Origin of the sequence: Streptomyces sp. NBC_01450 (assembly GCF_036227505.1) — a bacterium.
Classification (GTDB): Bacteria; Actinomycetota; Actinomycetes; order Streptomycetales; family Streptomycetaceae; genus Streptomyces.
Genome location: NZ_CP109480.1, coordinates 9,726,736 through 9,752,443, shown reverse-complemented (window position 1 = coordinate 9,752,443; position 25,708 = coordinate 9,726,736). Strand labels below are relative to the sequence as shown.

The following is a 25,708-nucleotide window of genomic DNA, read 5'->3' as shown; positions in this document are numbered from 1 at the left end:
AGGTCCAGGCGGCGGGATCGAGTACGGGCGTACGGAGTTCGGTGGTGCCGATGGTCTCAGACAACGGAGGTCGCCTCCCGAGGCGCGGGGGTGATGTCCAGGCGCCGGTAGAGGTAGTACGCGGCGCAGGCGCCCTCGCTGGAGACCATGGTGGCGCCAAGCGGGGTGCGGGGGGTGCAGAGCGTGCCGAACGCCTCGCACTCGTGCGGCTTGAGCAGTCCCTGCAGGACCTCGCCGCTGCGGCATTCGGCCGGTTCGCGGGTCTGGATGCCCTCCACCGAGAAGCGGTACTCGGCGTCGTGGTCACGGTATTTCGCCGACAGCCGCCAGCCGCTGTCGGGGATCACACCGATGCCGCGCCAGGCCCGGTCGGTGACCTCGAAGACGTCCTCCAGCATGGCCCGCGCGGCCGGGTTCCCTTCCGGGCGGACGGCACGCGGGTAGGCGTTGTCGACGGTGTGTTCGCCGCGCTCCAGTTGCACCACGGTCCGGCGTACGCCTTCGAGGATGTCGAGGGGTTCGAATCCGGTCACGACGATCGGGACGCGGAAGCGCTCCGCCAACTCCGGGTACTCCCCCACTCCCATCACGCTGCACACGTGCCCGGCCGCCAGGAAGCCCTGGACGCGGCAGGTCGGCGACTGCATGATCGCCTCGATGGCGGGCGGTACGCGGACGTGGGACACCAGCAGACTGAAGTTCGGGATGCCGAGCTTGCGGGCCTGATACACCGTCATCGCGTTGGGCGGCGCGGTCGTCTCGAAGCCGATGCCGAAGAAGACCACCTCGCGATCGGGGTTCTGCTGGGCGATCCGCAGGGCGTCGAGCGGCGAGTACACGACCCGCACATCGCCGCCCGCGCCCCGTACCTGGAACAGGTCCCGTCCCGTGCCGGGCACACGGAGCATGTCGCCGAAGGAACAGAAGATCACCCCCGGCCGGGAGGCGATCTCCAGCGCCTTGTCGATGACCTCCAAGGGGGTCACACACACGGGACAACCCGGCCCGTGGATCAACTCGACCTGGTCCGGCAGGAGTTGGTCGATGCCGTGGCGGATGATGGTGTGCGTCTGTCCGCCGCACACCTCCATCAGCGCCCATGGCCTGGTCACCGTGGAGTGGATGTCGTCGAGCAGCCGACGCGCCAGGTCGGGGTCCTGGAACTCGTCGATGTACTTCACTTCCGCGCCTCCTCTCCCGCGGACGGCAGGGTCTCGCCCACCTCCGCGGCCAACTCCCAGGGGTCGCCGAACTCCTCCTGCAGCAGGCCGAGGGAGGCGAACAGTTCGAGCGTCTGCTTCGCCGACTCCTCGTCGAGGCGCTGCAGGGCGAATCCGACGTGCACGATGGCGTACTCGCCGACCTTGAGGTCGGGCAGGTACTCCAGGCACACCTCCTTGACCACACCGCCGAAGTCGACGTTGGCCATCCGGGTGCCGTCCCGTTCCTCGATGTCCAGCACTCTGCCGGGTACCGCCAGGCACATGGGCCTCTCCTCGCTGTTGGTCAGTCGTTGGCTCGGGTTCGGTCCTCGGCGCGCGCGGCCACCACGAGCTGCCCGAGGGCCAGGCCGCCGTCGCCCGGCGGGACCAGGTGGTGGCGCAGGACCGTGAACCCGTCCGCGCCCAGGGCCGCCGCGCAGGCCGAGGACAGCAGGGAGTTGGCGAACACACCGCCGGTCAGGGCCACCGTCTCGACCGCGTGCCGTTCGCGGGCCAGCACACAGACACGGTGCACGAGACCGGCGACGGCCCGGTGGAAGCGGTCCGCGACGGCGGCCGGTCCGGCACCCGCGCGCAGATCGGCCACGATGGCGGCGAACACCGGTGCGGGGTCGGCGACAACGGGCCCCCGATCCGCCGGGCCGCCCACGCCAGGTCCGCGTGCGCCACACGTCCTCGGGAGCCCGCCCTCGCCCGGCCCGGGTGGCCGGAGGGCGAAGGTGTACACGCCGGGATCCCCCGCGGGTGCCCGTAGCGCGGCGGCCTCCAGCTCCATCGCCGCCTGGGCCTCGTAGCCGGACTCGTGACAGACGCCCGCGAGGGAGGACACGGCGTCGAAGAGGCGGCCCATGCTGGAGGTCGGAACGCAGTTCAGGTCGCGCTCCAACTGCCGCTCCAGCACGAGCCGTTCATCGGGCGGGCAGGCCCTCACGCAGGCCAGCTCGTCCGACCAGCCGATCCCCGCCGCGCGCAGCTGCGCGAGCGCCATCCGGTACGGCCGCCGCACCGCCGCGTCACCGCCGGGCAGCGGCACATACGCGAGGTGCCCGAACCGGGTGAAGCCGTCGTAGTCGGCGAGCAGGATCTCCCCGCCCCACACCGCGCCGTCGTCGCCGTAGCCCGTGCCGTCGAAGGCGACCCCGATCACCGGCCGGCCGCCGTCCAGCCCGTGTTCGGCCATCGCGGCGGCGACATGGGCGTGATGGTGCTGGACGCGTACGACGGGCCGGCCCGCCGCGTTCCGGTCGGCCCAGCGCGCCGAGCGGTACCCGGGGTGCCGGTCGGCCGCGATCACTTCGGGGCGTACCGGGGTGATGGACTCCAGTTGGGCCGCGGCGCGTTCGAAGGCGTGCTGGGTGGCGAGGTCGTCCATGTCGCCGATATGGGCGGACAGCCAGGCCCGGCGCCCCTCACCGAGACAGAGCACGTTCTTGAGGTCCCCGCCGACGGCGAGGGCCGGGCGCACCGGGACCGGCAGGGTCAGCGGCAGCGGTGCGTAGCCGCGGGCGCGACGCAGCGGCAACAACTCGCCGTCGCACACCCGCACCACGGAGTCGTCGCACGGCACATGGATCGGCCGGTCGTGGGTGAGCCAGCCGTCGGCCAGCCCCGCCAGCCGCTCCAGCGCCTCCCGGTCGTCGGTGACGATCGGCTCACCGGACACGTTGCCGCTGGTCATGACGAGCAACGGGGGGCCCTCGGGGTCTCCGGGCAGTCCGAACAGCAGGTGGTGCAGGGGGGTGTACGGCAGCATGGCGCCGAGGTCGGGGCTGCCGGGCGCGACGGAGTCGGCGGGCCGTGGTGCCCCCGCCACGGGTACCTCCGTACGGCGGCGCAGCAGCACGATGGGGCGGATGGCGCCGACGAGCAGGCTCCGCTCCTCGGCGCCGATCCGTACGAGGTGCCAGAGGTCGTCGAGGCTCCGGGCCATGACGGCGAAGGGTTTGTCCCCTCGGGCCTTGCGTCGGCGCAGTAGGTCGACGGCTGCGGGGTTCGTGGCGTCGCAGGCCAGGTGGTAGCCGCCGAGGCCCTTGACCGCGAGGATCGCGCCGTCCGCCAGGAGCCGGCGGGCCTCGGCGACCGGGTCCGCTCCGGCGACGGGCTCCGGAGGGCCGCTCACGCCCGGTCGGGGGGCGAGCAGCCGCAGTCGCGGGCCGCAGTGCGGGCAGGCGACGGGTTGCGCGTGGAAGCGGCGGTCGGCCGGATCCGCGTACTCCCGGGCGCAGTCGGAGCACATCGGGAATCCGGCCATGGTGGTGTGGGAGCGGTCGTAGGGCAGGCCCGTGACGATGGTGAACCGGGGGCCGCAGTGGGTGCAGTTGATGAAGGGGTGGCGGTGGCGCCGGTCGGCGGGATCGGCGAGTTCGCGCAGGCACTCGGCACAGGTCGCCGTGTCCGGCGGGATCAGGGTGCCCGCCGGTCCGCCCGTGCGGGAGGCGAGGATGGTGAACGCGGTGTCACCGGTGACGGGTACGTCGTCGTGGTGCACGGAGTCCACGCGGGCCAGCGGCGGTGCCTGGACGGCGATGCGGTCGCAGAAGCGGGCGACGGCCGAGGGGGCGCCCTCGACCTCCGCGATGACGCCCTCGGGGGTGTTGGTGACATGCCCGGACAGTTCGAGGCCGGTGGCGAGGGTGTAGACGTACGGGCGGAAGCCGACGCCCTGCACCACGCCCCGTACGGTGACCCGTCGGCGCAGCGGTGTCCCGTCGGCGACGGCGGCCGGAGAAGGGGAACCGCTCACGAGTGGGAGTGCGCCATGGCGCCGGTGCCGTGCGGGTGCTCATGGCCGTGGTGATGGTGGGTGGTCGAGGCGCCGTCAGGTCGGCGTGCCATGACGGGCTCGTGGAGCGGGGCGCCGTCCGCGGCCGCCAGCGCCCGGTCGAGCAGGGCGCCGACGCCCCGGTCCCGGCGGGCCGAGGTCTGCAGCACGTCCACTCCGGGGTTGACCCGCTCGACGTTCGCGCGAAACGCCGCCTCGTCGAACTCGACGGCCTCGGCGAGGTCGGTCTTGGTGACCACCACCAGGTGGGCGAGGCCGAAGGCGGTGGGGTACTTGAGCGGCTTGTCCTCGCCCTCGGTCACGGAGGCGAGCACGACTCTCAGAGTCTCCCCGAGGTCGTAGGAGGCCGGGCAGACGAGGTTGCCGACGTTCTCGACGAACAGCAGCCGGGTGTCGTCGGGCAGCCAGCCCTCCAGGTGGCGGCCGAGCATCCCGGCCTCCAGGTGGCACAGCCCGTCCGTGAGGACCTGTTTGACCGGGACGCCCGAGCGGGCCAGCCGCTGCGCGTCGTTCTCGGTGGCGAGGTCGGCGGTGAGCGCCGCGACCGGCACGGACCGCTGCCGTGCGAGCCCCAGTTCCCTTTCCAGCAGTGCGGTCTTGCCGCTGCCGGGGCTGGAGAGCAGGTTGACGACCGTGGTGCCGCGGGAGGCGAGGCCGGTGCGCAGGGTGTGCGCGGTCTCGTCGTTCTTGGCCAGGACGGCCTGCTGCAGGTCGACCACACGACACATGGTTCAGCGCTCCTCGGAGATCGGTTCGCGGGGGTGGGCGTGCGCCGGGCCGTCCTCCCACTGCACGCTGAGGATCTGGAGTTCGCGGCCCGCCAGCAGCTCTGTGGTGGCTCCTTCGCAGCGCGGGCAGGTCAGCGCGGGCGGCATGCCGACGGCCCATTCGTGCGCGCAGGGTGCGCAGCGGGCCCGTCCCGGCACGGCTTCGGTGACCAGTTCGGCGCCCTCCAGCAAGGTTCCGGCGCAGGCCAGTTCGAAGCAGAAGGCGAGGGCGTCGGGCACCACACCGGCCAGCTCGCCCACCTGAAGCCGTACCGAGCGCACGGCCGTGACGTCACCGGCCCGCTGCGCCGCCTCTTCCACCTGGCCGATCACCGCCATCGCGAGGGACATCTCGTGCATCGACCGGTCTCCGTCTCGGGCAGGGCGTCCGCCGCCCCTCATTAGAGGGGAGGCGTCCGGGGGCGGTGGACCGGCACGCCGTCGCCGCCAGGCCGCGTACGCCGTTCGCCGCAACGGCGCCGCGCGGCAGGGGCGTTCGGCCGGGAGCACGTCGGCTCACATGCTGCGGATCCGCAGATAGCGTCTGAGGTCGGGCAGGATCTGCACGAGGACGGCGGTGACAACGGCGGCCAGCGCGCCGCCGACGAGGGTCTTGATCATGGCTTCTCTCCTCACTTCGCGGCTTCGCCGACCGTGGCCCGCGGCGCGGACTCTCCCGGTTCGTCGGCCCGCAGCAACTCTTCGATCAGCCGGACGGCCTCCGGTACGGCGGCCGACACCGGCGGGCTGAGCCCGATACCTTCCTCGACGGAGGCGGGTTCGCATCCCACGACCAGCGTGCGGCGCGGCGGCTGCCCGCCGGTTGTGGCGCAGAGGGTCTCCAGCAGCGCGAGCACGGTGTCGGGGGTCATCCGGTGTCCGTCGAGCGGTACGTCGTGCGGCTCGCCCGCGTCGGCGCTGTCGTGTTCGATGACGTACAGGGTCCCGGGTCGCTCGCCGCGCGCGGTGGCGTCCACGAGGATCAGGGTGTCGTAGCCGTCGAGGACCTTGTACGCGAGGTGCACGCCCCGTACGCCGATGTCCACGGCCTCGACGTGCGGAGGCAGTTGCCGCCCGGTGAGGGCGCGCACGGTTTCGACGCCGAAGCCGTCGTCCCCGAGGAAGATGTTCCCGATCCCGGCGACGAGGACCTTGCCGCGCTCCGGGCGGGGTGGGTCCGCGGGCAGGCTCATGCCTCGTCCTCCAGCGGTTCGACCTCGTCGGGCTGGAAGTAGAGGAAGCGGCCCTGTTCGCGGCGGATGTCGGCGCCCGGATCGTCCTCGACCGTCACCGCCAGGTGCACTCCGCCGTCCACGTCGTGCAGCACGGCCTCGACCTTCGCCGTACGGCCCGCGAGGAACAGGTCCTGTGCGTCGGCGCGGCGCAGCCCAGGTCGCAGCAGCACTCGGCTTCCCGCGCCCAGCGAGCGGCCGTCGACGTCGATCCGGTCCCGCGCCGGGTCGAAACCGGCGTCGCTCGCCGGGTCCCACCACGGGGTGTCGGGACGCGGCACGCCGAACTCGTCGGGGAAGCCGTCCGCGGCCGGAGCGGACGCCACCGCGGTCTTCTCGCCCGCTCCCGTCACCTCGCGCAGACTGCGCACCGCCCCGTGCAGGCGCTCCAGCACCTCGGGCGGCATGGTGTCGGCCAGGTCGATCACGGCGGCCGCCCGGTCGTCGGTGCCCCGGGCCTCGCGTTTCTCCTCGTCGGTGAGCGCGGCGGTGCGCAGGGCGAGGATCTCGTCGATCTCGGTGGCGTCGTACAGGGCCCCGGGGCTCTCCGGCGCGATGGCCGGGTGGTCCTCCAGGATGATCGGCGAGGACAGCACCACGTCCCCGCGCCCCGGGTCGCCGGCGAGTACGGGCCAGGTGTGAAGATTGCGGCAGGACGCGACCGCGCGCTTCGCCCACTCGGGGGGATCCGTCATCGACAGGAACGATCCCGCGCTCAGCCCCATCAGGAGGTGGGCGGCGACCAGGGAGCGCGGGAGCGCCGCGTCCCGGTCGGCCGCCGTGCCGTCCGGGGGTGTCCAGGTGCTGGTGTTCTCGACGATGGCGGTCAGCCGCAGTACGCGGTAGGGGCCGTCGAGTTCGCTCGCGGACAACCGGAGTACGCCGCTCGTCTCCTCGTAGCGGCGGACCATCCGGCCGACAACGCGGCCGGTCTCGTCGAGGACGGGCTCGGTGTCCTCACCTGCCGGTCGGTCGAAGGGGACCCTGACGCCGTCGCCCAGGAGTTCGCCGACCGGCACCACCGCCTCGACGCGTTCCTCCGTTCCCTCGTCCCAGGGGACCAGGGTCCGGTCCCCGAGCCGTAGTTCGGGGACCGTGTCGAACCCGCCGTCCGGACGCGCCTGCTGGACCGTGCGGCGCCGGGCGCGCAGGAAGCGCAGCTCGACCGCGAGGGTGGCGTCCGCCTTGGGTTCCATCAGGCATTCGGTGTGCTGGAAGTCGTACTCCTCGCAGTCGGCGCCCCAGGCGGGCGGGACGAGCACGCCGAACTGCCAGCGCAGCCGGTTCTTGGCCGCCGAGGCACGGTACGGGTAGAGCACATAGCCCTCGAAGAGGACGGCGTCGGCCACCTGCCGGGCGACGGCGAGGCGTGCCTCGGTCTCCGGGGCGAACGTGGTCACGCTCACGGAGCGGTCCTTCCGGTGGTGCTGGTGATGCCGGTGAGACTGAATCTTCGGGGTGGTGCGGGAGCCGCCCCGTCGTTCTCGTCGAGCAGGGCCCGCACGGTCGCCTCCCAGGAGGGCAGGGCCCCTCGGGAGCGGAAGGCGAGCAGGGCGTCCATGGTGTCGCGGGGCAGCCGGATCCAGCCGCAGCCGGGGAAGTGCTGTTCGACCATCTCCCGCCAGGTGGCCACCGGCATCCGGAAGACCGCCTCCCGGTCCCATGGGACGGGTTCGACGCGGAAGCCGCCCGCTCCGGTGAACGCCGTGCCGGAGAACAGCATCAGCAGCGGCACCTCGCCGCCGGTCAGCGCGGCGAAGTAGCGGGTCGCGGCGATGTCCATGTCGTACGTGCACGGTACGACGAGGTCCGTCTCGGTCTCCCCGGTGAAGGCGGGGACCATGACGGAGACCTGGGCGAACTGCACCGGCTGGAGGGTGCTGCCCCAGCGCGAGCGCTCACCGAAGAGGTCGGCGAGCCCGTCGGCCTCCGCGGTCTCGTAGCCGCGCTTGGCGGGCTCGATGCGGATCTGGCAGCGCAGCGCCATGGCGTGGACCGGTTGGTCGCCGGTCGCGGTGATGCGCAGCCGGAAGACCAGGGTCGGTCCGGCGGCGAACCGGTCGGCGCGCACACCGGTGCAGGTGAAGGCGAACTCCGTCACGCCGGGCCCTCCTCGCGGACGGGGCGGGCGCGTCGGCCGAGGTGCTCGAAGAAGGCGTCGAGAGCGGCGCGGGCCTCGGCGCCGCCGTCGAAGCCCTGCCACAACAGGCGCATCCGGCCCACGAGTTCGTAGCAGATGTCGACGGGCACGAGATAGCACTCGCAGCGGCCCTCGTGACGGCGCAGCAGCAGCGCCTCCACATCGGGTTCGAGCAGTTCGGCGAGACGGCTGTCGCCGAGGACGGCGGTCCAGGTCGCCGGATCGAGTTCGCTCTCGGTGGCCCCGGCCGGGCTCGGGTAGAGGGCCACCAGCCGGTCGAGCGCGGCGTTGCGGAAGAAGAAGGCGACGCCGACCGGGATCTGCAGCGCCTCCCAGGCACCCTCGTCGAGGTGGTGGTCCGGGTCGGTGAGACAGCGGTCCGGGACCGCGCGGAAGCGGCCGAGGGCGGCGCCCGGCTGTTCCATCAGCAGGCCGCAGGGCGTACAGGCGCAGACGATGGCCCGGTGCTCGGTGTCCACCAGGTGGCGGTGGCGTGCCTCGTCCACCGCCACCGCGCACAGCCCGCAGCGCTCCGGCCGCGGTTCACGGCCGGTCAGGAACCTGCGCAGCCCGGAGCCGCGCGTGGCTGGGCGGGGAGCCGGGGGCGCGCTCATGAGGTCTTCGCCGGGGCCGGGCGGGCGGTGGTGCCGGCGCGGGTCCCGGGGCCGGTGCCGATCTGGAGCAGCGTGGGCTCCCCCGACCGGTCGGCGGCCTGTACCTCGACCGCCGTGACCTCCGGCGCGAAGCAGGCCAGCGCGCCCTCGGCGGCCTGCTGGGCCGTCGTACCGCTCGCCGCGCAGCCGCATCCGCCGCCTCCGGCCGCCCGCAGCCGGAGGGTGCCCGTGTCCTCGTCGAAGTCCACGACGTCCAGTTCGTGGTCGCGGACGCTGTCGAGGGCGCGGGTGATGCGGGTCGTCCGGTCCTCGGGGTGCAGGTCGTGCAGGACGAGGAGGCTCGCGACCAGTTCGTCGCCGAGCAGGCCCGCCAGGGGGTCACCGGGGGATCTGCGGCCCACGGGCACGGACAGCAGCTGGAGCATCCGGGCCAGGCCCGCCCCGTAGAAGTCCATGAGGGCCTGGACGAGTTCCTCGGCCGCCGCGCGGGTGGCCGGGTCACCGGTGGTGGCGAGCCGGTCGAGTACATCCTCGATCCGCTGCCCGGTGCGCACCGCGTCGACCGCCGGTGCCGCCTTGGTCGTGTCGATGGTCGTGCCCGCGCTCATCCGCCCAGTCCGCTCAGGCCGGTGGGCATGTGCATCTTCTGGACGGTCTTGCCGCCACCGACGTACATGTGCACGCCGCACGGCAGACAGGGGTCGAAGCTGCGGACGGCGCGCATGATGTCGATGCCCTTGAAGTTCTCCGGGGAGTTCTCCTCGAAGATCGGCGTGTTCTGCACGGCGTCCTCGTACGGGCCGGGCGTGCCGTAGGTGTCCCGGGTGCTGGCGTTCCACGGGGTCGGCGGGTACGGGTGGTAGTTGGCGATCTTGCCGTCGCGGATCACCATGTGGTGGGAGAGCACACCGCGGACCGCCTCGGTGAAGCCGACGCCGATGCTCTCTTCGGGCACCTCGAACTTCTCCCAGGTCTGGGTGCGTCCGGCGCGGACCTCCTCCAGCGCCTTCTCCGCGAAGTGCAGGGCGACGGCGGCGGTGTAGGCCTGGAAGTAGGTGCGCGCGCGGTTGCGTTCCAGCGCGTTGCTCCAGCGCGGGATCTGCCATTCGAAGGTGGTCTCGGGCTTGGTCATCGTGCGCGGCAGGTTGATGACCACGCTGTGGCCGGTCGCCTTCACATAGCCCGTGTCGACGAGGCCCGACAGGGCGGTGGACCACAGGCGGGCGATGGGGCCGCCGCCGGTGTCGAGGGCCAGGTGCTCCTTGCCGTCGAACCAGCGGGGCGACATGACCCAGCTGTACTTGTCGTCGAAGTTCCGCTTCTGCGGGGCGGGAATGGTGTGCTGGTTCCATGGGTGGCGCGGGTCGACCGGGTTGCCGAGCGGGTCGTGGGTGACGAACTGCTCCTGCCCCTCCCAGTCCTCGTAGTACGAACTGCCCAGCAGGATGCGGATGCCGAGGTTGATCTTGGTGAGGTCGTTGGTGACGAGCTTGCCGTCCACGATGATGCCGGGGGTGACGAACATCCGCCGGCCCCAGTCCGTCATGTTGGCGTAGGTGAAGTCGCAGTACTCGGGGTCGTTGAGCGCGCCCCAGCAGCCGAGCAGCACCCGCCGGCGCCCCACTTCCTCGTACCCGGGCAGGGCCTCGTAGAAGAAGTCGAACAGGTCGTCGTGGAGGGGGACGACGCGCTTCATGAACTCGACGTAGCGCATCAGCCGGCTGAGGTAGTCCGTGAAGAGCTGGACGGAGGCGATGGTGCCGACGCCGCCCGGGTAGAGCGTGGAGGGGTGCACATGGCGGCCCTCCATGAGGCAGAACATCTCCCGGGTGTAGCGGCTCACCTGGAGGGCCTCGCGGTAGAACTCGCCTTCGAGGGGGTTCAGGGACCTCATGATGTCGGCGATGGTGCGGTATCCGTGCTCGGCGGCGTGCGGCGCCTCGGTGCGCTCGGCGAGTTCGAGGACGCCCGGGTTGGTCTCCTTGACCATCTTCTCGCAGTAGTCGACCCCGACCAGGTTCTCCTGGAAGATGTTGTGGTCGAACATGTACTCGGCGGACTCGCCGAGGTTGATGATCCACTCACCGAGGTGCGGGGGCTTCACGCCGTACGCCATGTTCTGCGCGTACACCGAGCAGGTGGCGTGGTTGTCCCCACAGATCCCGCAGATGCGGCTGGTGATGAAGTGCGCGTCTCGAGGGTCCTTGCCGCGCATGAAGACGCTGTAGCCGCGGAAGACGGACGAGGTGCTGTAGCACTCCGCGACCCGCTTCTGCTTGAAGTCGATCTTCGTGTGGATGCCCAGGCTGCCCACGATCCTCGTGATCGGGTCCCAGGCCATCTCCATCAGGCCGCTACCGTCTCCGGCCGCCTTCGTCTTCGGTGCCATCGTGTGTGTCGTGCCCTTCTTCGCGCGGGTGGTCCGGGAGGGTGTGGACGGGCTGGTGGAGCTGTGTCTCAGGTGGGGCGGGGGTTCACCACGGCGGCCGGTATCCGGTGGTGATCTTGTCTCCCGTGTGGCGCCACTTCGGCTCCTTGTCCACGGTGTTGGTCGTGAGCGACCTGAGTCTGCGGATCACCGCCCCGTAGGCGCCGCTGGCCGTGACGGACAACTTCGCACCCGGAGGTTCGTCCATGAACGGCATGAACTTGTCGGGGAACCCGGGCATGGTGCAGGCGATGCAGATGCCGCCGACGTTCGGGCAGCCGCCGATGCCGTTCATCCAGCCCCGCTTGGGCACGTTGCACTTGACGACCGGACCCCAACAGCCCAGCTTCACCAGGCACTTGGGCGAGTCGTAGGTGGTCGCGAACTCGCCCTGCTCGTAGTAGCCCGCGCGGTCGCAGCCCTCGTGCACGGTGGCGCCGAACAGCCAGGACGGGCGCAGCTTGTCGTCGAGGGGGATCATCGGGGCGGAGCCGGCCGCCTGGTAGAGCAGGTACGTCAGTGTCTCGGCGAAGTTGTCGGGCTGGATGGGGCAGCCGGGGACACACACGATGGGGATGCCGGCGTGCGACTTCCAGTCCCAGCCGAGGTAGTCGGGCACGCCCATCGCACCGGTCGGGTTGCCCGCCATGGCGTGGATGCCACCGTACGTGGCACAGGTGCCGATGGCGACGACGGCGAGCGCCTTGGGCGCGAGCCGGTCGATCCACTCGCTGGTCGTCATCGGCTGGCCGGTCTCGGGGTTGTCGCCGAAGCCGCACCAGTAGCCCTCGGGCTTGATCGACTCGTTGGGGACGGATCCCTCGACGACCAGCACGAACGGATCGATCTCGCCCCGCTCCCCCTTGAAGAACCACTCGATGAACGTGTCCGCGCCGCCGACCGGACCGCATTCGAAGTCGATGAGGGGCCAGTGGACGGCGATCTTGGGCAGACCCGGCAGATCGCTGAGCGCGATCTGTTCGATGCTCGGCTGCATGGCCGCCGTCAGCGCGACGGAGTCGCCGTCGCAGCTCAGCCCGGCGTTGATCCAGAGGATGTGGATCGTGGGCGTCTCGTCGGCGGGCGCACCACCGGCGTTCGTCGCGTCGGCCGTACTGGGTGTCGCCGCTGTCATGGAACCGCCTCCTCGGGGAGGTGAGGGACAAAAGCTTATATTTCGACCATCAGCTCTCTTGGTACCAGCCATCCGGCCGGGGCGGGAGGTCATCCAGGGCCGATCCAGTGACCCGCGCCCGGGCGGACCGGTCCGCCGCCGCCCCTGCCCTGGTGGCCGTGGTCGTGGTCGTCGCGAGGTCGAGGTGCGGCGGGGTGCGAGCCGGCCGTTCCTTGTGGACGAACGCGCGGCGCAGTGCGTGGTAGGGGGCGTCCGGGTCGTCGAAGGTGCGGCGCATCCTGGCCAGCTCCCGCTCCCGGAAGGCGGCCAGGGGCTCGCCGCACTCCTGGCGTTCCAGTTCCGCCTTCTTCGCGGCGATCCGGGACGGCGATCCCGGCAGTGCCGCGAGCCGGGCCGCTAGGCGGCCGACCTCCGCGGCGAAGTCCCCAGGACCGCAGTCGACCACCCGGTCGACGAGCCCGAGATCGCGGGCGCCGACCGCGCTCATCGGCAGGGCCTCACTCAGGAGCCGGTCGGCCGTCGCCGCGCCCACACGCCGTGGCAACGTGTAGGTCCAGTACTCCGAGCCGTACAGACCCATGAGCCGGTAGTGCGGGTTGAGTACGGCGCCCGTGCGGCACCAGACCTCGTCGGCGGCGAGGGCGAGCATCATGCCGCCCGCCGCGGCGTTGCCCGCGACGGCGCAGACCACGAGCCGGTCCGTGGTGGTCAGGACGGCCTCGACGAGGTCGTCCATGGCGTTGATGTTGGCCCATGACTCGGCGGCGGGGTCCTCGGCCGCCTCGATGACGTTGAGGTGGATTCCGTTGGAGAAGAAGTCCCGCTGCCCGCCGAGCACCAGCACCGAGGTGGGCCGCGCGCACGCCTGTCGGTAGGCGTCGAGAAGGCGTCGACATTGCGTGGTGCTCATCGCTCCGCCGGGGAACGAGAACGAGAGGATTCCGACGTTCCCGTCCTCCCGGTACCCGATGTCCGTCCAGGTGCGCCGGCGCGGGTCCGCGCAGTCCGGCGCGGCGAGCTCCGGCAGCGACGGCAGCCGGTCGCCGAGAGCGTGTGCGGCGGGCAGTCTGTACGTGGGCGGCCGTCCCGGAGCGCGCCTGCGCCGCAGTTCGGGGATCCAGACGGCGCCGTCCGTCGTGGCCCGGCAGATCGCGCCGGCCCGGGTGGCCAGCAACTCCCCCGGGGTGCCGCGCAGGCCGCCCTCGGGGTGGCCGCCGTGCAGGTACCACTCGGCGTCGCAGAGCACGTCCAGCACACCGGGCTGCGAGTCCGCCGCGCGCAGCTTGCGCAGGACGGTCTCCGTGGAGTCGGCGTCCCAGTCGATCCGCCGGACGCTCTGGCCGAGGTACGGGCGGATGCGCACCGGGGTGTACTCCGCGTGGGCCGGGCCCTGCGGGCGCGGGGTGTGGGTCCCGGAGGCGAAGCGCTCCACGGCGAGCAGGACGGCCGTGAGCGCGGCGTCGGCGATCTCACCCCGGTACAGCTCGCTCTTGCCCACCGGCGGGACCGCGCAGTCGACGGACGCCCAGACGTCCCCCGCGTCCATCTCCTCGTCGGCCTGAAGGACCGTCACCCCCCACCGGTCGGCGCCCCGCTGGATCGCCCAGTCCAGCGAGGACGGCCCCCGGTCCCCGAAGGGCCCAGGGTGGACGATGAAGCACGGGTACGCGGCCCACACCTCGCGGGGGATCGCCGTCTTCAGCATCGGCGCGAGCACGAGGTCCGGGGTGTGCCGCCGGACGGCCTCGGCCAACGGGCGCTCGGGCAGCGCGAGTTCCACCGCGACCGTGTGCCCGTGGTCGCGCAGTTCGGCGTGGACGCGCTGGGTGAGGCTGTTGAAGGCGCTGGCCACGAGCAGGATGTGCACGGCGAGCTCCGGCGGCGGACGGTGCGGGCGGCGACGCCCCGGTCGACTGCGATGCTCGGACACGCCGAACCACCCCGCCCCGACGACAGGCTGAGGGGTCACCCGAAAGCGGACGGCAACCCGCCACCCGGCGGCCCCGCGGCCCGGGCCGAACGGCGGGCTTCAGGTGCGGTACGTCGCCTCGTCGAAGTCGGCGTGCAGGCCGCCCCCGGTCAGGTCCCAGGCCCACAGTCCGACGAACGCGCCGGTGAACCCGAGGGCGCGGATCTGGTCGCCCTCCATCTCCTCGGCGTGTTCGTCGGACAGCACGGTCGCGTCGAGCGGCGGGCCGAGGGGACGCCAGCCGGGGCCCGTGTCGTAGCGGAAGCGCAGGGCGGATCCGTCGAGGTCGAGACCGAGGCGCAGCCGCGTGGTGGCGCCGAGAGGTTCCCCGCCCGCTTCGTCGACGGTGAGCGCGCCCCGGTCGCGGGCCGCCACGCGCAGCACCGCGCGCCCCTCGTCGTCCGCGGTGACGTGCAGGAAGTACCAGGTGCGGGTGTTGTAGTACGCGGTGATCCCGGCCAGTTGCTGGAAGGTCCGCGGCCGGTACTCCATCGTGGCCTCGAACGCGCAGCGTGCTGCGGTCACCCGGCGCGCCACCAGGCTGGGGCCGATCAGGCTCTGCGGGGAGCGACCGCCGCGCAGCCGCAGGTGGGAGGCGCGGTCGGTCAGGGACAGCCAGTCGGGGGCCGGGGGTCGGCGCAGCGTGGACCACTGGGGTCCCAGCACCGGCCGGTCGAAACCGTCGGAGTCCGCCGGGTCTTGCGGGTCGCCATGGCCGTCCGGGCGTGAGGGGGCGCCGTCGACGAGCGCGTCGGGGGCCGGTACCTCCAGGGCGGGCAGGCCCGTGAGGGTGCGCGGCCATCCGTCCGGGGTCCAGGTGACGGGTGCCAGCGCGGTCTCGCGGCCCAGGACGCACGGTCCGTGCCGGCCGTGCGGCCGGGCGACCAGATAGGCGAGATACGACAGGCCGCCGGGGGTGTCCACCAGGCTGCCGTGCCCGGCCTTCTGGAGGGGCAGATCCGGGTCGTGGCGGGCGGTGATCAACGGGCCCCCGGGGTCGCGTTCGTAGGGGCCGGTCAAGGCACGCGAGCGGGCGACGGTGACCTGGTGGTCGTAGCCCGTGCCGCCGTCCGCGGTGAGCAGGTAGTACCAGGGGCCGCGGCGGTAGAGGTTGGGGCCCTCGATCCAGTCGGCCCCCGGCGGCAGCACGACGGGTTCGGGCTCGCCGACCAGGCGGCGCGTGGCGCGGTCGTACCGGGTCGCCTCCAGGCCGGCCGAACCGCCGTGGCCCGGACGCCAGTCGTGGACCAGGTTCAGCAGCCGGCTGTCGGTGCCGTCGTGGAAGAGGGAGGCGTCGAAACCGCGCGCGTGCAACGGCACCGGGTCGGACCAGGGCCCGTCGATCGACTCCGCGGTGACCAGGTGGTTGGGGCTGTCGGTGAAGCCGCCCGCGTATGTCGACACATTGCTGTAGACCAGGTGGAACAAGCCGTCCGCGTAGCTCAGGTTCGGCGCCCACACACCGCCGGAGTCCGGGCAGCCGGTCAGGTCCAGCAATCGGGTGCCGTCCAGGGCACCGCCCAGGGGCCGCCAGTGCACGAGGTCCCTGGAATGGTGCAGCCGTACGCCCGGACACCACTCGAACGTCGAGGTCGCCAGGTAGAAATCGGCCCCCACACGGAGGATGGACGGGTCCGGATGCGAGCCGGCCAGGACCGGGTTCCGGACAACCTGCGCGGTCCGCTGCCGCATACGTCTCCTTCGAGGGGCGATGATCGAGAGCGGGTGATCGAAGAGGACCGTAGTGTCGAACACGTTCGCAGGCAACGGTGGTTCGGCCGCCGGGAACCCGTAACCGAAGGGATCGGAATCGATGAACGACGTCACGACCGAGAACCAGGTCCGCTCGCTGAAGGAGGCCGTCGGGCGGTACGGCATCTGGAGCGTGGGTCTGCGATCAGAGGATCCGCAGCGAGCGGGCGAGCGCGCCGAGGCGGCCGTCGAGCTGGAACAACTCGGCTTCGGAGCGGTCTGGTTGGGCGGCAGCAGCACCGCGGAGAACGCGGCGCCGCTCATCGCGGCGACCGAGCGGCTCATCGTGGGGACCAGCATCCAGAGCATCTGGACGCAGGACGCCTCCGCGAGCGCGGTGAGCTTCGCCGATCTGGAGACGGCCCACCTGGGGCGCTTCGTGCTCGGCCTCGGGGTGAGCCACGCCAAGCTCGCGGACCAGTACCGCCGCCCCTACGCGAGCATGGTCGCCCATCTGGACGCGCTGGACGCGGTGGGAGTGCCCGCCGGGCGCCGGATGCTCGCCGCCCTCGGCCCGAAGATGCTGAAGCTGTCGCGTGACCGCGCCGCCGGGGCGCTCCCGTACCTGGTGACGCCGGAACACACCGCGCAGGCCCGCGAGATCCTGGGCGAAGTCCCGCTGCTGGCACCGGAGTTCAAGGTCGTCCTGGAGACGGACCCGGACCGCGCCCGCGCTCTGGCCCGGGGCGTCCTCGCCCTCTATCTGTCGCTGCCGAACTACACCGACAGTTTTCTGCGGCTGGGCTTCGCCGAGTCCGACTTCTCGGACGGCGGCAGCGACCGTCTCGTGGACGCGCTTTTCGCCTGGGGCGACGAGGACCGTATCCGCGCACGTCTTGACGCCTTCCACGCGGCGGGCGCGGACCACGTGGCAATCCAGGTGGTGACCGGGCAGTCCCCCGACTCCCTTCCGCGCGAGGAGTGGCGGCGGCTGGCGGGCATGCTGCTCTGACTCTCCCCCGCGCTTCCAGGTCCTTGCCGGCGCCCCCGGATCGATGGTGTAACGCGCTACACCATCGATCCGGGGGGCCGGCCCCTCGTGGCGGCGGGCGGGCGACGGGATCGTTGACGGCAGAGATCGCAACGGACCTGCGCGTCCCCTTCCAAAGGAAAATCCCGTGAAGTCGCTGCTCGCCGCCGTGAAGTCGTTCGTCGCCAACCTGCTGCTCTGGTCGTTCTTCGTGGGCGGCCTCGCCGCGAGCTCCGCCTCCGGTGCCGTGCTCGACGGCACGCGGAAGGACGTGGCCACGTACGCCGGTGTCGCCGTGTCACTCGTCGCGGGCTCGCGCATCGCGAAGAAGCCGAGGATCAAGGCGTTCCTGTCGACGCCGCCGGTGCTGTGGTTCCTGTTCCTGTTCAACGGCGCCGTGGCCGCGGTCTGCTACTTCACCATGGACGGCGCGAAGGGGATCATGGCCGCCGTCGGCATGGGCCTGGTCTCGCTGGGTGCGGCCGGCGGCCTCATCGCCGGCCGCCGCAAGAAGCCCGCCCAGGTGGTCGACCAGCCCTGGTACTGACCGGTCGCCCCCCCGCCTCCGCCGCCCTTCCGAAGTGGATCGCAACCCCGCAGGACGTCCTGCCCCAACGGACAGGTTTGGACTGGGCTTGCCAGGTCAGGCGTAGTGCTGGAGCGCACCGTCGAACCCAGTGGCCGAGGACCACGCCTTGCCCAGGGCCCGCCGCACCCACTTGCGGTGGGCCCATGTCTTTTCAGGCAAAGGAGAGAGGAATGTGCGCGGACTACCGGACCGACTCCACCGACCCGGCGACCGCCCCGGGGCGACCGTGCTCACCCGGACCGCACAGTCCGGCCGACGTGCGCGAGGCGGTCAGGCACGCGCTCGAAGGCGCGCGGCGATCCGGCGGACGCGAGGGCGCGGGCGATGACATCGCCGTCGGCGACGCCCTGCTCGTCGCCTCGGAACTCACCACCAACGCGATGCTGCACGGCGGCGGTGTCACCGAGTTCGAGGTGATGCTGGTCGACCGGGAAGTACGCCTGTCGGTGAGCGACCACAGCCGGGAACTGCCCACACCGGCAGAGCACGCCGACGGCCTCGGACCCATGAGGATCGGAGGCCATGGCTGGCCGATCATCTGCCGACTCGCCCGCGACATCACCATCGCGGAGCTCCACGCCGGCGGCAAACGCATCACGGCCGTCGTACCGCTCACACCGCGATGAGTCCCCTAACGGGGTTCCCACCTTTCGTACCAGCGGCGGGACGAGCGGCCGGAGACGCCTTGGCCGACGGGAAGCCGTCCGCGCGACGGGCCCCGGCAGGCTGATCGAGCTCACGCCGTGAGCGCCTGCCGGGGCGTGCCGGTCGCCGAGGGTGCGCCTCGCACGACGGGGCGCACCGGATACGTGGTCTTCGCCGGGTCCACCACCGGGTCGCCCAGCTCGATCCGGCCCGCCGCATGCAGCACGTCGCACTCGTCCGTGGGGAGGGCCACGTAACAGCCTCCCCGTCCCGTCTCGGAACTGAGAGGCTGCCAATAGCCGTACCGTCGCCGCCCGTTGGCATGCACGGTGAGGCAGACGGGAACGCGCTGCACGGTGATCAGACGCAGGACCTCGGCGCCACCGGGGCTGAGTGCCGCGGGCGAGCGCGGGAGGGATCGGAGCATCGTCAGCGGCCTCCGTTCAGGGCTCGCGGCACGGCGCGGCGGCGGAGAGCGGGCGTCATGTGCGGGCGGCCTTTCGACGGACGGGTTCGATCGCGTACCGCCGGGAGCGGTGACGTTCTCGCTGCTCGGCATTGTCGCGGAGGGCACTGACAATGCGGTCGGACTGTTCCGGGACGCTCCCCGGTTCCGGTCCCGTCCGGGTTTCCGATCCCGTTCACCGCTGGTGCGGCGGTGTCTGTGCGCGGGCGGCAGCAGGGGCGAGACAACGCTCACCAGGGGAGGAAGGCGTGCACATCCTTGCCGTCGGGCCGCACCACGACACTCACCTGCTGGCAGAGCGCGTGGAGCAGATGCCAGCCGATTCCGCCCGAGCCGTGGGCCGGGTCGACGCGGCGAGCCGCGGGCGGCGTGGTGCTGCTGTCGCGCAGCGTGACATGCACACCGTCGAAGGTGCGGCGGATCCGGAGCTCGAAAGGTCCCGGAGCGTACTGGACCGTGTTGGCGGCCAGCTCCGTCACCACCAGCAGAACGTCGTCCCAGTGCTCGGCCGACTCGGGCGGCGACGTCCGCGCGAGTTCGCGCAGATAGTCGTCCGCCACGAGACGAGCGTCGGTCACGTTGCGCAGCTGTCCGGGAAAAGCGCTGGTGAGGCCCTCGGGCTCGGCGCCCGACACCTTCTCGTCCCCATTGGGGTCGCTTTCCATCGCGCCTCCCCGGTCTCGTCGGCGGGATGTCCTCCTCCTCCTCGCGACCGCGTGCCTACGCGCCGGAGTCCCGGGACCTACGGGCGACCGTGCGCCGCCTCAGCGCGCGTCGTTCGGTCTCACTCGTACCGCCCCAGACGCCGATGGTCTGGCCCGTGTCGAGCGCCCAGCGAAGGCATTCCTCACGGACGGGGCAGCGTCGGCAGACCGCCTTCGCCTCTTCGACCTGAGGCAGCGCGGGGCCGGTGCTACCGATGGGGAAGAACAGATCGGGATCGACGGTCCGGCAGGCCGCGGACTCGCGCCAGTCGTTCATGGGGGCCTCCTGAGATCGCGATGGTCTCGCGCGATCTGTTGTTCGTGGGATTTCGGTCCTCCTTCGGGTCACCCTTGATCGCACCTGTGAAACAGCCGGTTTCGCGGAAACGGCACCGTTTGAGCGAGGACGACGCGGACAGCCGTGTACGGGTACGGCGCCCCCATGCCCGTCCGGCGCGGCGGGGACGCCCGAGTGGGAAGATGGGACCGCGGATGAGCGACGGCGGCGCTTCGACGGACAAGCAGGTGGCACATGTCGCACGAGCCCGGCGAGGTCTGGGAGCAGTTCGCCGTCGCCCTGGCGGAAATGGCGCGGGATCTGCTGGCCCAGGACTCGGTCCAGGACACCTTGGACCGCGTTGTGCAGCATGCGACGGTTCTCATCAACGGATGCGACGACGCCGGCATCCTCACCGTGCGGCGGGGTGAGGTGCATCCCCTGGCCGCCACGAGCGACGTGGTGCGCCGCGCGGACCGGATCCAGCAGGATCTGCGGGAAGGCCCGTGCTTCGACGCCGTGACCGACCGTCAGCAGATCTACACCATCGAGGACCTGAACCGGCCGCATGAGCGCTGGTCCCGCTTCGCTCCCGAGCTGAGGAAGCTGGGCATGGGAAGCGTGATGGGCTTCCTCCTCTTCACCGAGGACGACGAGCTCGGCGCCCTCAACCTCTACTCCCGTCGGCCGCACACCTTCGACGAGGCCGCTCAGCGTGCCGGCTGGATCCTCGCCTCGCACGCCGCGGTGGCCTTCTCCGCGGCCCGTACGCATCAGCAGCTCGGCGACGCCCTGGAGACCCGTCACGAGATCGGCGAGGCCATGGGCATCCTCATGGAGCGCTACGAGCTGACCGAGGACACCGCTTTCCAGTTGCTCAAGAAGGCGTCCCAGGACCACAACATAAAACTCCGCGAGATCGCCCGCCGCATCTGCGAGACCGGCGAGAAGCCCAGCTGACCGCCGCGGGCTCAGCGGGCGGCGAGCCGGCACGGGCCACCCGGCGAAGACCGTCGAAACGGCCGCCGACCTGCTGTGACTTCGGCCACCCTCTCTTGCCCCGGCAAAGAAGGCATACCTAAGTTTTGTTTCATGGCCCCACATAACCCCCCGCCTCCCGACGACACCCCCGCGCTGGTCGACTTCTCCGTCGACCTCACCGCTCAAGAGGGGCAACGACAGGCCCAGGTCCTGGCCGCCCTCGGTTCCGACTGGGACCCGATCGAGGTCATGCGCGGCGAGGAGGCGGCGTACGACCTGCTGTACTCCGGTCTCGACGAGGAGCAGCAGCGCCTGTACGACGACCTGGTCGCGGCCGGGGTGCTCCCCCCGCGGGGCGACGGCCGTGCTGCCGCTTGACCCGCAGGCGGACCGCGGGCGCCGCGCCTGGGTGAGCTGTCCGAACTGCAACGACAGTCGCGGATGCGTACCGTGCGAGCAACGGCGTACCTGCTCCGACCACTGGCGCTATCTGCTCTCCAACACCGGCAGCCTGCTCCACCTTCAGTGCCCGTCCTGCACGCATGTGTGGGTCCACGAGAGCGGCTTCGGCGCCACCCGCTCCCTGTGGAACCGCATCACCGGCGGCCGCCCGGATACCCACTGATCACTCCGGCTCAGAGGGCGTGCTGGTCGGTGGGTGCCAGCCGTTCGTCGGGGACGTAGCAGGCGACGAGGGCGGCCGTGTCGTCGTGGAGACGGTTGCCGCTGTAGGCGAGCAGATCGTGGTGGAGACGGTCGAGGAGTTCCCGGGGCGGGAGAAGGCCCCAGGAGCGGACTCGCTCGACGAGGGGGTAGAAGACGCCGTCCCGGTCGCGTGTCTCGCTGACGCCGTCGGTGTACAGCAGGAGCTGATCGCCCGGCCGGAAGGGATGTTCGTCGGAGTGGTAGGGCTCTCCGACGAGCACGCCGAGGTTCAGGGGCGGTGAGGACTGGCGCGTCTCCAGTTCGGTGACTTCGGCGCCGCTGATGAGCAGAGGGGGCGGGTGGCCGCAGTTGACGATCCGCACGACACGGGCGGGGGTCACGATTTCCGCGAAGACCGCGGTGACGAAGCGCTCCGCCATGTCGCTGCCGGGGTAGTAGGAGGCCCGGCGGCTCACGCTGGTCTCCACCCGGCGCGCCAGGGCGGCGAGATCGGGTTCGTCGTGGGCGGCTTCGCGGAAGGCACCGAGCAGGGCGGCGGCGGTCTCCACGGCGAACAGACCCTTGCCTCGGACGTCGCCGATCACGAGGCGGAGGCCGTGCGTCGTGGGCACCGCCTCGTAGAGGTCGCCGCCGACACGTGCCTCCGCGTCGGCGGAGAGGTAGAAGCTCTCCACCAGGATGTCACCGACGCGGTGCGGAACGGGCCTGAGCAGCACGCGCTGGGCGATCTCGGCCACGAAGCGCACGGTGGCCAGCGTGCGCTCCCTTCGCGTCCTGCTGACGGCCAGGATGGTTCCCAGGGTGCCGACGAGGACGGTGCAGATGTAGGCGGCCACGTAGTGGCGGTCCCACAACAGGTCGCCGACGGAACGTCCCGCACAGCACGGGGTGCCGGCGAGAACCCCCTCAAGCACGACGGCGAAGACGGTGACACCGACGACCGTCAGGGGTCCGTGGGCGAAGGCGGCCACCAACGGGAGCGCGATCAGCAGGAAGCTCACCGGCCACTCCACGGGCGTGATGGGCTCGATCAACAGAACGGCCGCGACGTAGAACAGGGGTAGCCAGCGCATCCACACGGGCGGTGCCGGCAGCGAGCGGCCCGTGCTGTCCGGCTGCGGCGCGGCGCTCCCCGCCTCCGTGCCGCGGCCCCGCCACCTCACGGCGTCCCGCGACGCTGTGCGAGGGGCGGGAGCGGGGACGTCGCCGAAGCGGGGGGGTGCACTGAGAGCGGGCCCGCGAGCGGACGGCACGACTGACGGCTCGTTTGATGCAGCCTGTTCACACGGAACTCCTGGCACACGGTTTCGGCAGGACGCCCAGCCTGCTGGGCCCCGGCACGGCGTACCGGTCATTGCTCCACTCAACGGCATGTCAAGCACCGGACCCTGCCGACGACACACCCGTCACCGCCCTGCTCCGGGAGGCAGTGCTTCAGAGTGCCTGGAGCTGGGTGAGCAGGCTCAGGGTGTCGGTGTTGACCCAGTACTCCACGAACCTGCCGTCCCGGGTGCGGAGTGTGTCGGTACCGGTGAAGGTGACCACGGTCCCGGGCTCGGCCTTGGCCCCGGGGAAGCCGCCGGCGTAGGTGCCGGTGGCCGTCCAGCGCACGGATGCGTAGCGGCCGTCGACCAGAGGGGGGACCTCGATGGTGAAGCGCAGGTCGGGGAATGCCGCGCGGGTCTGGCCGATCCAGGCCACCAGGCCGTCGACGCCCCGGATGGAACTGCCGTCACCGCCGTCGAGGAGGGCGGCGTGGACCCGGAACCCGGGCGAGATGATGCCCGGGGCCTGGGCGAAATCGCCGTTCCAGAGCCGCAGCCACGCGTCGAGCATCGCCTTCGGCGTCTGCTCGGCTCCCCGGCGGTCGTGGGCCGCGACCGTCCGCTCGGCCGCGGTTGCCGGTGCGGTGTCCGCGGCGGCCGTCGTGGCGGTGAAGGCGAGGGCGGCGATCGCCGCGGGGACGAGCAGTCGCGCCCGGTGGCGCCTCGGGGTGGTGCGGATGGTGCGGGTGGCGGTCATGACGGTTCCTCGCGTCTCGGGTAATGGAGGGACTACAGGCGAAGGGAAGGCAAGGGAAGGGGAAGCAGGTGAAGGGAAGGCAGGGGGAAGGGCGTGCGGGGAAAGGGCGTGCGATCGGCGGCACCAGAACCACGTGTCAGGGGTTCAGTACGACCTTCCCGGCCACGGTGCCGGACTCGGCCAGCCGCAGGGCTTCGCCGACGCGGGTGAGGGGCAGTTGGGCGGCGATCTGGGCCGTGACGTCACCGCTCTGGAGGGCTCCGAAGACCTGGGTGAGGTCGGCGCGCAGCCGGGCCCGGAACCGGTTCTTGGCCAGGGCCCGCCCGGCCCAGACGTTGAAGAAGTAGGCGCGGCGGCGGTTGGGCAGCGCGTTCCACAACCACACCCGGCCGAGCAGCTTGAGCACGGGCCACTGCTTGGAGCCCTCGTCGTCCCGGGTGGAGGCGCTGCCGTACGCGACGAGCGTGCCGCCGGGCGCGAGGAGGTGCCAGGAGTCGACCGCGCTGCGGCCGCCGACGTGGTCGAAGACGGCGTCCACCCCGCCGGGGGCGAGCTCGCGGACCCGTGCGGCCACGTCCTCGGTGCGGTAGTCGACGGGGATGACGCCCCGCTCCCGCAGCGCGTCGTGGTGGCGCGCGGACGCCGTGCCGATCACCTTCACGCCCGCGGCGTGGGCGAGCTGGACCAGAACCGAGCCGACGCCACCGTTGGCACCGTGGACCAGAATGGTCTGCCCCGCGCGGATGCGTGCCTTGCGGTGCAGCATCTGCCAGGCGGTGATGCCGTTGACCACCACGGTCTCCGCCTCCGCCGCGCCGACCCCGTCGGGCACCGGCACCACGTCCGCCGCCTCGACGAGCACGTGACTGGCCCAGCCGCCGACCTTGACCAGCGCGGCCACCCGGGTCCCGGCCAGGCCGGGCTCTACGCCCTCGCCGGCCGTGAGGACCGTGCCGACCAGGTCGTAGCCGGGCACGAACGGGAACGCCGGCTGGTCGTAGTACCGGCCGCGGCGCATCTGCTGCTCCGCGAAGGAGACACCGGTCGCCTCCATCCGGATCACGACCTCTCCGGGCCCCGCGACGGGCACGGCTCCGTGCCGGATCTCCAGCCCTTCCGGCTCCACCTTGCCCGGCAGTACGACCTCGACGAGTCCTTCGGCGTTCATGACGACCTCCACTGCGCTCCGCGTTGATTACTCACTCTTGCGTTCGTTAGAAGTTATAACTCGATGCGACAGGGAGAGTCAAGAAGTTTCGTGATAGCTTCTAACTAAATCTTGATGCTCTATCTTCGCGAAGGCCGAAAGGTGGCAGGCCAATGGTCGACACAGGCGCGCGGACCCCTCGTGAGCGCTACCGCGCCCACGTACGTGCGGAGATCAGGGAACGGGCGTGGGAGCAGATCGCCGCGGCGGGGGCTTCCGCGCTCTCCCTCAACGCGATCGCCAGGCAGATGGGCATGAGCGGGCCCGCGCTCTACCGGTACTGCGCCGGACGCGACGAGCTGATCACCGATCTCGTCAGGGAGGCGTACCGAAGCCTCGCCGACACCTTCCGCGCGGCCTCCGAATCCGGTGCCGGCCCGGTCGCGCTCGCGCACGCCCTGCGCGGGTGGGCCCTGGAGGACCCGCAGCGGTACTTCCTCGTCTACGGCACACCCGTACCGGGCTACCACGCGCCGGACGACATCACCGTGATCGCGTCCGAGATCATGACGATCCTGCTCGAGGCCTGCGCCGCGCTGCCTCCCGGCGGCCCCGCGACGCCGTTCGACACACACGTCGAAGCGCACAGGGCGTGGGCGGACGGCCACCCCGCCCCGCCCGAGGCCCTGCGCCGGGCCCTGGCCTTCTGGACCCGGCTGCACGGAGTTCTGTCTCTGGAGCTCGCGGGCCACTTCACCGGGATGGGCTTCGACCCCGCCCTGATGTTCGCCGCCGAACTGGCCGACCTGTCGGCGCACTGACGCGATGCCCGGTTTCCGGTCCGTGGTCCACCCCGACCACAGGATCAGGAAGTTGGCGACGCCGAAGGACAGGGGCGCGCCGGCCGACCAGATCGCGCTCACCACCAGCGGCATCACCAGGCTGATCGACCGGATTCAGACGGCCGACTACGTCGAGCGCCGCCCGTGCCCCCACCGACCGCCGGGTCGCCGTCGCCGCCATCACCGACACCGCCGCGAAGTCCTCGACCGGGCCGCGGTCGTCCACGCACGGAACCCGCGGGCCGCGTTCGGTGAATTCGGCGAGCCCGACCTGACCGCACTGGACACCCTGCCGGACCGCCGCTTGCGGAAGGCCGCGTCCGACATCCCCTGAAGCCGGGAGGAGTGCCTGCGCCC

Annotated in this window: 29 protein-coding genes; 8 read left to right on the top strand and 21 right to left on the bottom strand. The window is 71.6% G+C overall.

Features of this window, described 5'->3' with window-relative positions; translation table 11 throughout:
• Window positions 1–56 precede the first annotated feature (56 nt).
• The 15 genes from hypD to OG568_RS43440 form a co-directional block, all read right to left on the bottom strand.
• Complete coding sequence (gene hypD, locus OG568_RS43505; protein WP_329535532.1) at window positions 57–1,181, bottom strand: hydrogenase formation protein HypD; 1,125 nt, start codon at window positions 1,179–1,181, stop codon at window positions 57–59.
• Entirely contained in the window at window positions 1,178–1,486 is a 309-nt protein-coding gene (locus OG568_RS43500; RefSeq protein ID WP_266579982.1) for a HypC/HybG/HupF family hydrogenase formation chaperone, read from the bottom strand. Before OG568_RS43500 ends, hypD begins: the two co-directional genes overlap by 4 nt.
• Window positions 1,487–1,506: 20 nt before the next feature.
• Entirely contained in the window at window positions 1,507–3,966 is a 2,460-nt protein-coding gene (hypF, locus tag OG568_RS43495) for a carbamoyltransferase HypF (protein ID WP_329535531.1), read from the bottom strand.
• A complete protein-coding gene (gene hypB / locus OG568_RS43490; RefSeq protein WP_329535530.1) occupies window positions 3,963–4,733 on the bottom strand; it encodes a hydrogenase nickel incorporation protein HypB in 771 nt (256 codons plus the stop codon). Before hypB ends, hypF begins: the two co-directional genes overlap by 4 nt.
• 3 nt (window positions 4,734–4,736) lie before the next feature.
• Window positions 4,737–5,132 carry a hydrogenase maturation nickel metallochaperone HypA gene (hypA, locus tag OG568_RS43485; RefSeq protein ID WP_329535529.1) on the bottom strand — a complete coding sequence of 132 codons (396 nt, stop codon included), beginning with the start codon at window positions 5,130–5,132 and terminating at the stop codon, window positions 4,737–4,739.
• A gap of 156 nt (window positions 5,133–5,288) precedes the next feature.
• On the bottom strand, window positions 5,289–5,393 hold the full coding sequence (locus OG568_RS61580; RefSeq protein WP_373558897.1) for a DUF6893 family small protein: 105 nt from the start codon (window positions 5,391–5,393) through the stop codon (window positions 5,289–5,291).
• An 11-nt stretch (window positions 5,394–5,404) separates the two neighbouring features.
• On the bottom strand, window positions 5,405–5,965 hold the full coding sequence (locus OG568_RS43480; RefSeq protein ID WP_329535528.1) for a hydrogenase maturation protease: 561 nt from the start codon (window positions 5,963–5,965) through the stop codon (window positions 5,405–5,407).
• Window positions 5,962–7,410, bottom strand: coding sequence for a hypothetical protein (locus OG568_RS43475; RefSeq protein ID WP_329535527.1), 1,449 nt, complete (start codon window positions 7,408–7,410; stop codon window positions 5,962–5,964). The genes OG568_RS43480 and OG568_RS43475 overlap by 4 nt, the downstream gene beginning before the upstream one ends.
• On the bottom strand, window positions 7,407–8,105 hold the full coding sequence (locus OG568_RS43470) for a DUF6084 family protein (protein WP_329535526.1): 699 nt from the start codon (window positions 8,103–8,105) through the stop codon (window positions 7,407–7,409). The genes OG568_RS43475 and OG568_RS43470 overlap by 4 nt, the downstream gene beginning before the upstream one ends.
• A complete protein-coding gene (locus OG568_RS43465; RefSeq protein WP_329535525.1) occupies window positions 8,102–8,758 on the bottom strand; it encodes a DUF5947 family protein in 657 nt (218 codons plus the stop codon). Before OG568_RS43465 ends, OG568_RS43470 begins: the two co-directional genes overlap by 4 nt.
• Window positions 8,755–9,366: a hypothetical protein gene (locus OG568_RS43460; protein WP_329535524.1), complete on the bottom strand. Its 612-nt coding sequence runs from the start codon at window positions 9,364–9,366 to the stop codon at window positions 8,755–8,757. Before OG568_RS43460 ends, OG568_RS43465 begins: the two co-directional genes overlap by 4 nt.
• On the bottom strand, window positions 9,363–11,147 hold the full coding sequence (locus OG568_RS43455; RefSeq protein ID WP_329535523.1) for a nickel-dependent hydrogenase large subunit: 1,785 nt from the start codon (window positions 11,145–11,147) through the stop codon (window positions 9,363–9,365). Before OG568_RS43455 ends, OG568_RS43460 begins: the two co-directional genes overlap by 4 nt.
• An 85-nt stretch (window positions 11,148–11,232) precedes the next feature.
• On the bottom strand, window positions 11,233–12,321 hold the full coding sequence (locus tag OG568_RS43450; RefSeq protein ID WP_329535522.1) for a hydrogenase expression protein HypE: 1,089 nt from the start codon (window positions 12,319–12,321) through the stop codon (window positions 11,233–11,235).
• Between the two features lie 49 nt (window positions 12,322–12,370).
• Window positions 12,371–14,188: an enoyl-CoA hydratase-related protein gene (locus OG568_RS43445; protein WP_329536606.1), complete on the bottom strand. Its 1,818-nt coding sequence runs from the start codon at window positions 14,186–14,188 to the stop codon at window positions 12,371–12,373.
• A 162-nt stretch (window positions 14,189–14,350) separates the two neighbouring features.
• Window positions 14,351–15,982 (bottom strand): family 43 glycosylhydrolase, encoded by a 1,632-nt coding sequence (locus tag OG568_RS43440; protein ID WP_329535521.1) that lies wholly within the window; start codon window positions 15,980–15,982, stop codon window positions 14,351–14,353.
• A gap of 121 nt (window positions 15,983–16,103) precedes the next feature.
• On the opposite strand from OG568_RS43440, the gene OG568_RS43435 reads away from it, so the two are divergent.
• The 3 genes from OG568_RS43435 to OG568_RS43425 all read left to right on the top strand — a co-directional run bounded on the left by OG568_RS43435 (window position 16,104) and on the right by OG568_RS43425 (window position 18,227).
• Window positions 16,104–16,994 carry an LLM class F420-dependent oxidoreductase gene (locus tag OG568_RS43435; RefSeq protein ID WP_266579999.1) on the top strand — a complete coding sequence of 297 codons (891 nt, stop codon included), beginning with the start codon at window positions 16,104–16,106 and terminating at the stop codon, window positions 16,992–16,994.
• A gap of 166 nt (window positions 16,995–17,160) precedes the next feature.
• A complete protein-coding gene (locus OG568_RS43430; RefSeq protein ID WP_329535520.1) occupies window positions 17,161–17,559 on the top strand; it encodes a hypothetical protein in 399 nt (132 codons plus the stop codon).
• A 212-nt stretch (window positions 17,560–17,771) separates the two neighbouring features.
• Window positions 17,772–18,227, top strand: a complete 456-nt coding sequence (locus OG568_RS43425) for an ATP-binding protein (protein WP_329535519.1) — start codon at window positions 17,772–17,774, stop codon at window positions 18,225–18,227.
• A gap of 110 nt (window positions 18,228–18,337) precedes the next feature.
• On the opposite strand, the gene OG568_RS43420 is transcribed toward OG568_RS43425, so the two are convergent.
• From OG568_RS43420 to OG568_RS43410, 3 genes are all read right to left on the bottom strand, one after another.
• Window positions 18,338–18,673: a hypothetical protein gene (locus OG568_RS43420; protein ID WP_266417902.1), complete on the bottom strand. Its 336-nt coding sequence runs from the start codon at window positions 18,671–18,673 to the stop codon at window positions 18,338–18,340.
• A gap of 269 nt (window positions 18,674–18,942) precedes the next feature.
• Complete coding sequence (locus tag OG568_RS43415) at window positions 18,943–19,377, bottom strand: ATP-binding protein (protein WP_329535518.1); 435 nt, start codon at window positions 19,375–19,377, stop codon at window positions 18,943–18,945.
• Window positions 19,378–19,432: 55 nt separating this feature from the next.
• Complete coding sequence (locus OG568_RS43410; protein WP_266417899.1) at window positions 19,433–19,693, bottom strand: WhiB family transcriptional regulator; 261 nt, start codon at window positions 19,691–19,693, stop codon at window positions 19,433–19,435.
• Window positions 19,694–19,948: 255 nt separating this feature from the next.
• On the opposite strand from OG568_RS43410, the gene OG568_RS43405 reads away from it, so the two are divergent.
• The 3 genes from OG568_RS43405 (at window position 19,949) to OG568_RS43395 (ending at window position 21,299) form a co-directional block, all read left to right on the top strand.
• Window positions 19,949–20,653 (top strand): GAF and ANTAR domain-containing protein, encoded by a 705-nt coding sequence (locus OG568_RS43405; protein WP_329371699.1) that lies wholly within the window; start codon window positions 19,949–19,951, stop codon window positions 20,651–20,653.
• Window positions 20,654–20,785: 132 nt separating this feature from the next.
• A complete protein-coding gene (locus OG568_RS43400; RefSeq protein ID WP_266580011.1) occupies window positions 20,786–21,052 on the top strand; it encodes a DUF6400 family protein in 267 nt (88 codons plus the stop codon).
• A complete protein-coding gene (locus tag OG568_RS43395) occupies window positions 21,039–21,299 on the top strand; it encodes a hypothetical protein (protein ID WP_329535517.1) in 261 nt (86 codons plus the stop codon). The genes OG568_RS43400 and OG568_RS43395 overlap by 14 nt, the downstream gene beginning before the upstream one ends.
• Window positions 21,300–21,309: 10 nt before the next feature.
• Here OG568_RS43395 and OG568_RS43390 read toward each other — a convergent pair whose 3' ends face one another.
• The 3 genes from OG568_RS43390 to OG568_RS43380 form a co-directional block, all read right to left on the bottom strand.
• Window positions 21,310–22,413: a PP2C family protein-serine/threonine phosphatase gene (locus OG568_RS43390; RefSeq protein ID WP_329535516.1), complete on the bottom strand. Its 1,104-nt coding sequence runs from the start codon at window positions 22,411–22,413 to the stop codon at window positions 21,310–21,312.
• A gap of 361 nt (window positions 22,414–22,774) precedes the next feature.
• On the bottom strand, window positions 22,775–23,362 hold the full coding sequence (locus OG568_RS43385; RefSeq protein WP_329535515.1) for an ester cyclase: 588 nt from the start codon (window positions 23,360–23,362) through the stop codon (window positions 22,775–22,777).
• A gap of 136 nt (window positions 23,363–23,498) precedes the next feature.
• Window positions 23,499–24,530: a medium chain dehydrogenase/reductase family protein gene (locus OG568_RS43380; protein ID WP_329535514.1), complete on the bottom strand. Its 1,032-nt coding sequence runs from the start codon at window positions 24,528–24,530 to the stop codon at window positions 23,499–23,501.
• A gap of 152 nt (window positions 24,531–24,682) precedes the next feature.
• Between OG568_RS43380 and OG568_RS43375 the strand changes: the two genes are divergently transcribed.
• Window positions 24,683–25,330, top strand: coding sequence for a TetR/AcrR family transcriptional regulator (locus OG568_RS43375; RefSeq protein ID WP_329535513.1), 648 nt, complete (start codon window positions 24,683–24,685; stop codon window positions 25,328–25,330).
• 4 nt (window positions 25,331–25,334) lie between these two features.
• The gene (locus tag OG568_RS43370) at window positions 25,335–25,685 is read left to right on the top strand and encodes a hypothetical protein (RefSeq protein WP_329535512.1); all 351 of its coding nucleotides are present in this window, start codon (window positions 25,335–25,337) and stop codon (window positions 25,683–25,685) included.
• The last annotated feature ends 23 nt before the right edge of the window (window positions 25,686–25,708 follow it).

What these genes read in the sequence shown, in the direction of transcription:
- OG568_RS43465 (WP_329535525.1), bottom strand. Translation starts at nt 8,758, where the DNA reads ATGAGCGCGCCCCCGGCTCCCCGCCCAGCCACGCGCGGCTCCGGGCTG.
- OG568_RS43420 (WP_266417902.1), bottom strand. Translation starts at nt 18,673, where the DNA reads ATGCTCCGATCCCTCCCGCGCTCGCCCGCGGCACTCAGCCCCGGTGGC.
- OG568_RS43410 (WP_266417899.1), bottom strand. Translation starts at nt 19,693, where the DNA reads ATGAACGACTGGCGCGAGTCCGCGGCCTGCCGGACCGTCGATCCCGAT.
- OG568_RS43460 (WP_329535524.1), bottom strand. Translation starts at nt 9,366, where the DNA reads ATGAGCGCGGGCACGACCATCGACACGACCAAGGCGGCACCGGCGGTC.
- OG568_RS43370 (WP_329535512.1), top strand. Translation starts at nt 25,335, where the DNA reads ATGCCCGGTTTCCGGTCCGTGGTCCACCCCGACCACAGGATCAGGAAG.
- OG568_RS43500 (WP_266579982.1), bottom strand. Translation starts at nt 1,486, where the DNA reads ATGTGCCTGGCGGTACCCGGCAGAGTGCTGGACATCGAGGAACGGGAC.
- OG568_RS43425 (WP_329535519.1), top strand. Translation starts at nt 17,772, where the DNA reads ATGTGCGCGGACTACCGGACCGACTCCACCGACCCGGCGACCGCCCCG.
- OG568_RS43415 (WP_329535518.1), bottom strand. Translation starts at nt 19,377, where the DNA reads ATGGAAAGCGACCCCAATGGGGACGAGAAGGTGTCGGGCGCCGAGCCC.
- OG568_RS43440 (WP_329535521.1), bottom strand. Translation starts at nt 15,982, where the DNA reads ATGCGGCAGCGGACCGCGCAGGTTGTCCGGAACCCGGTCCTGGCCGGC.
- OG568_RS43405 (WP_329371699.1), top strand. Translation starts at nt 19,949, where the DNA reads ATGTCGCACGAGCCCGGCGAGGTCTGGGAGCAGTTCGCCGTCGCCCTG.
- OG568_RS43435 (WP_266579999.1), top strand. Translation starts at nt 16,104, where the DNA reads ATGAACGACGTCACGACCGAGAACCAGGTCCGCTCGCTGAAGGAGGCC.
- OG568_RS43380 (WP_329535514.1), bottom strand. Translation starts at nt 24,530, where the DNA reads ATGAACGCCGAAGGACTCGTCGAGGTCGTACTGCCGGGCAAGGTGGAG.
- hypB (WP_329535530.1), bottom strand. Translation starts at nt 4,733, where the DNA reads ATGTGTCGTGTGGTCGACCTGCAGCAGGCCGTCCTGGCCAAGAACGAC.
- hypA (WP_329535529.1), bottom strand. Translation starts at nt 5,132, where the DNA reads ATGCACGAGATGTCCCTCGCGATGGCGGTGATCGGCCAGGTGGAAGAG.
- OG568_RS43375 (WP_329535513.1), top strand. Translation starts at nt 24,683, where the DNA reads ATGGTCGACACAGGCGCGCGGACCCCTCGTGAGCGCTACCGCGCCCAC.
- OG568_RS43450 (WP_329535522.1), bottom strand. Translation starts at nt 12,321, where the DNA reads ATGACAGCGGCGACACCCAGTACGGCCGACGCGACGAACGCCGGTGGT.
- OG568_RS43390 (WP_329535516.1), bottom strand. Translation starts at nt 22,413, where the DNA reads ATGCGCTGGCTACCCCTGTTCTACGTCGCGGCCGTTCTGTTGATCGAG.
- OG568_RS43385 (WP_329535515.1), bottom strand. Translation starts at nt 23,362, where the DNA reads ATGACCGCCACCCGCACCATCCGCACCACCCCGAGGCGCCACCGGGCG.
- OG568_RS43480 (WP_329535528.1), bottom strand. Translation starts at nt 5,965, where the DNA reads ATGAGCCTGCCCGCGGACCCACCCCGCCCGGAGCGCGGCAAGGTCCTC.
- OG568_RS61580 (WP_373558897.1), bottom strand. Translation starts at nt 5,393, where the DNA reads ATGATCAAGACCCTCGTCGGCGGCGCGCTGGCCGCCGTTGTCACCGCC.
- OG568_RS43455 (WP_329535523.1), bottom strand. Translation starts at nt 11,147, where the DNA reads ATGGCACCGAAGACGAAGGCGGCCGGAGACGGTAGCGGCCTGATGGAG.
- OG568_RS43400 (WP_266580011.1), top strand. Translation starts at nt 20,786, where the DNA reads ATGGCCCCACATAACCCCCCGCCTCCCGACGACACCCCCGCGCTGGTC.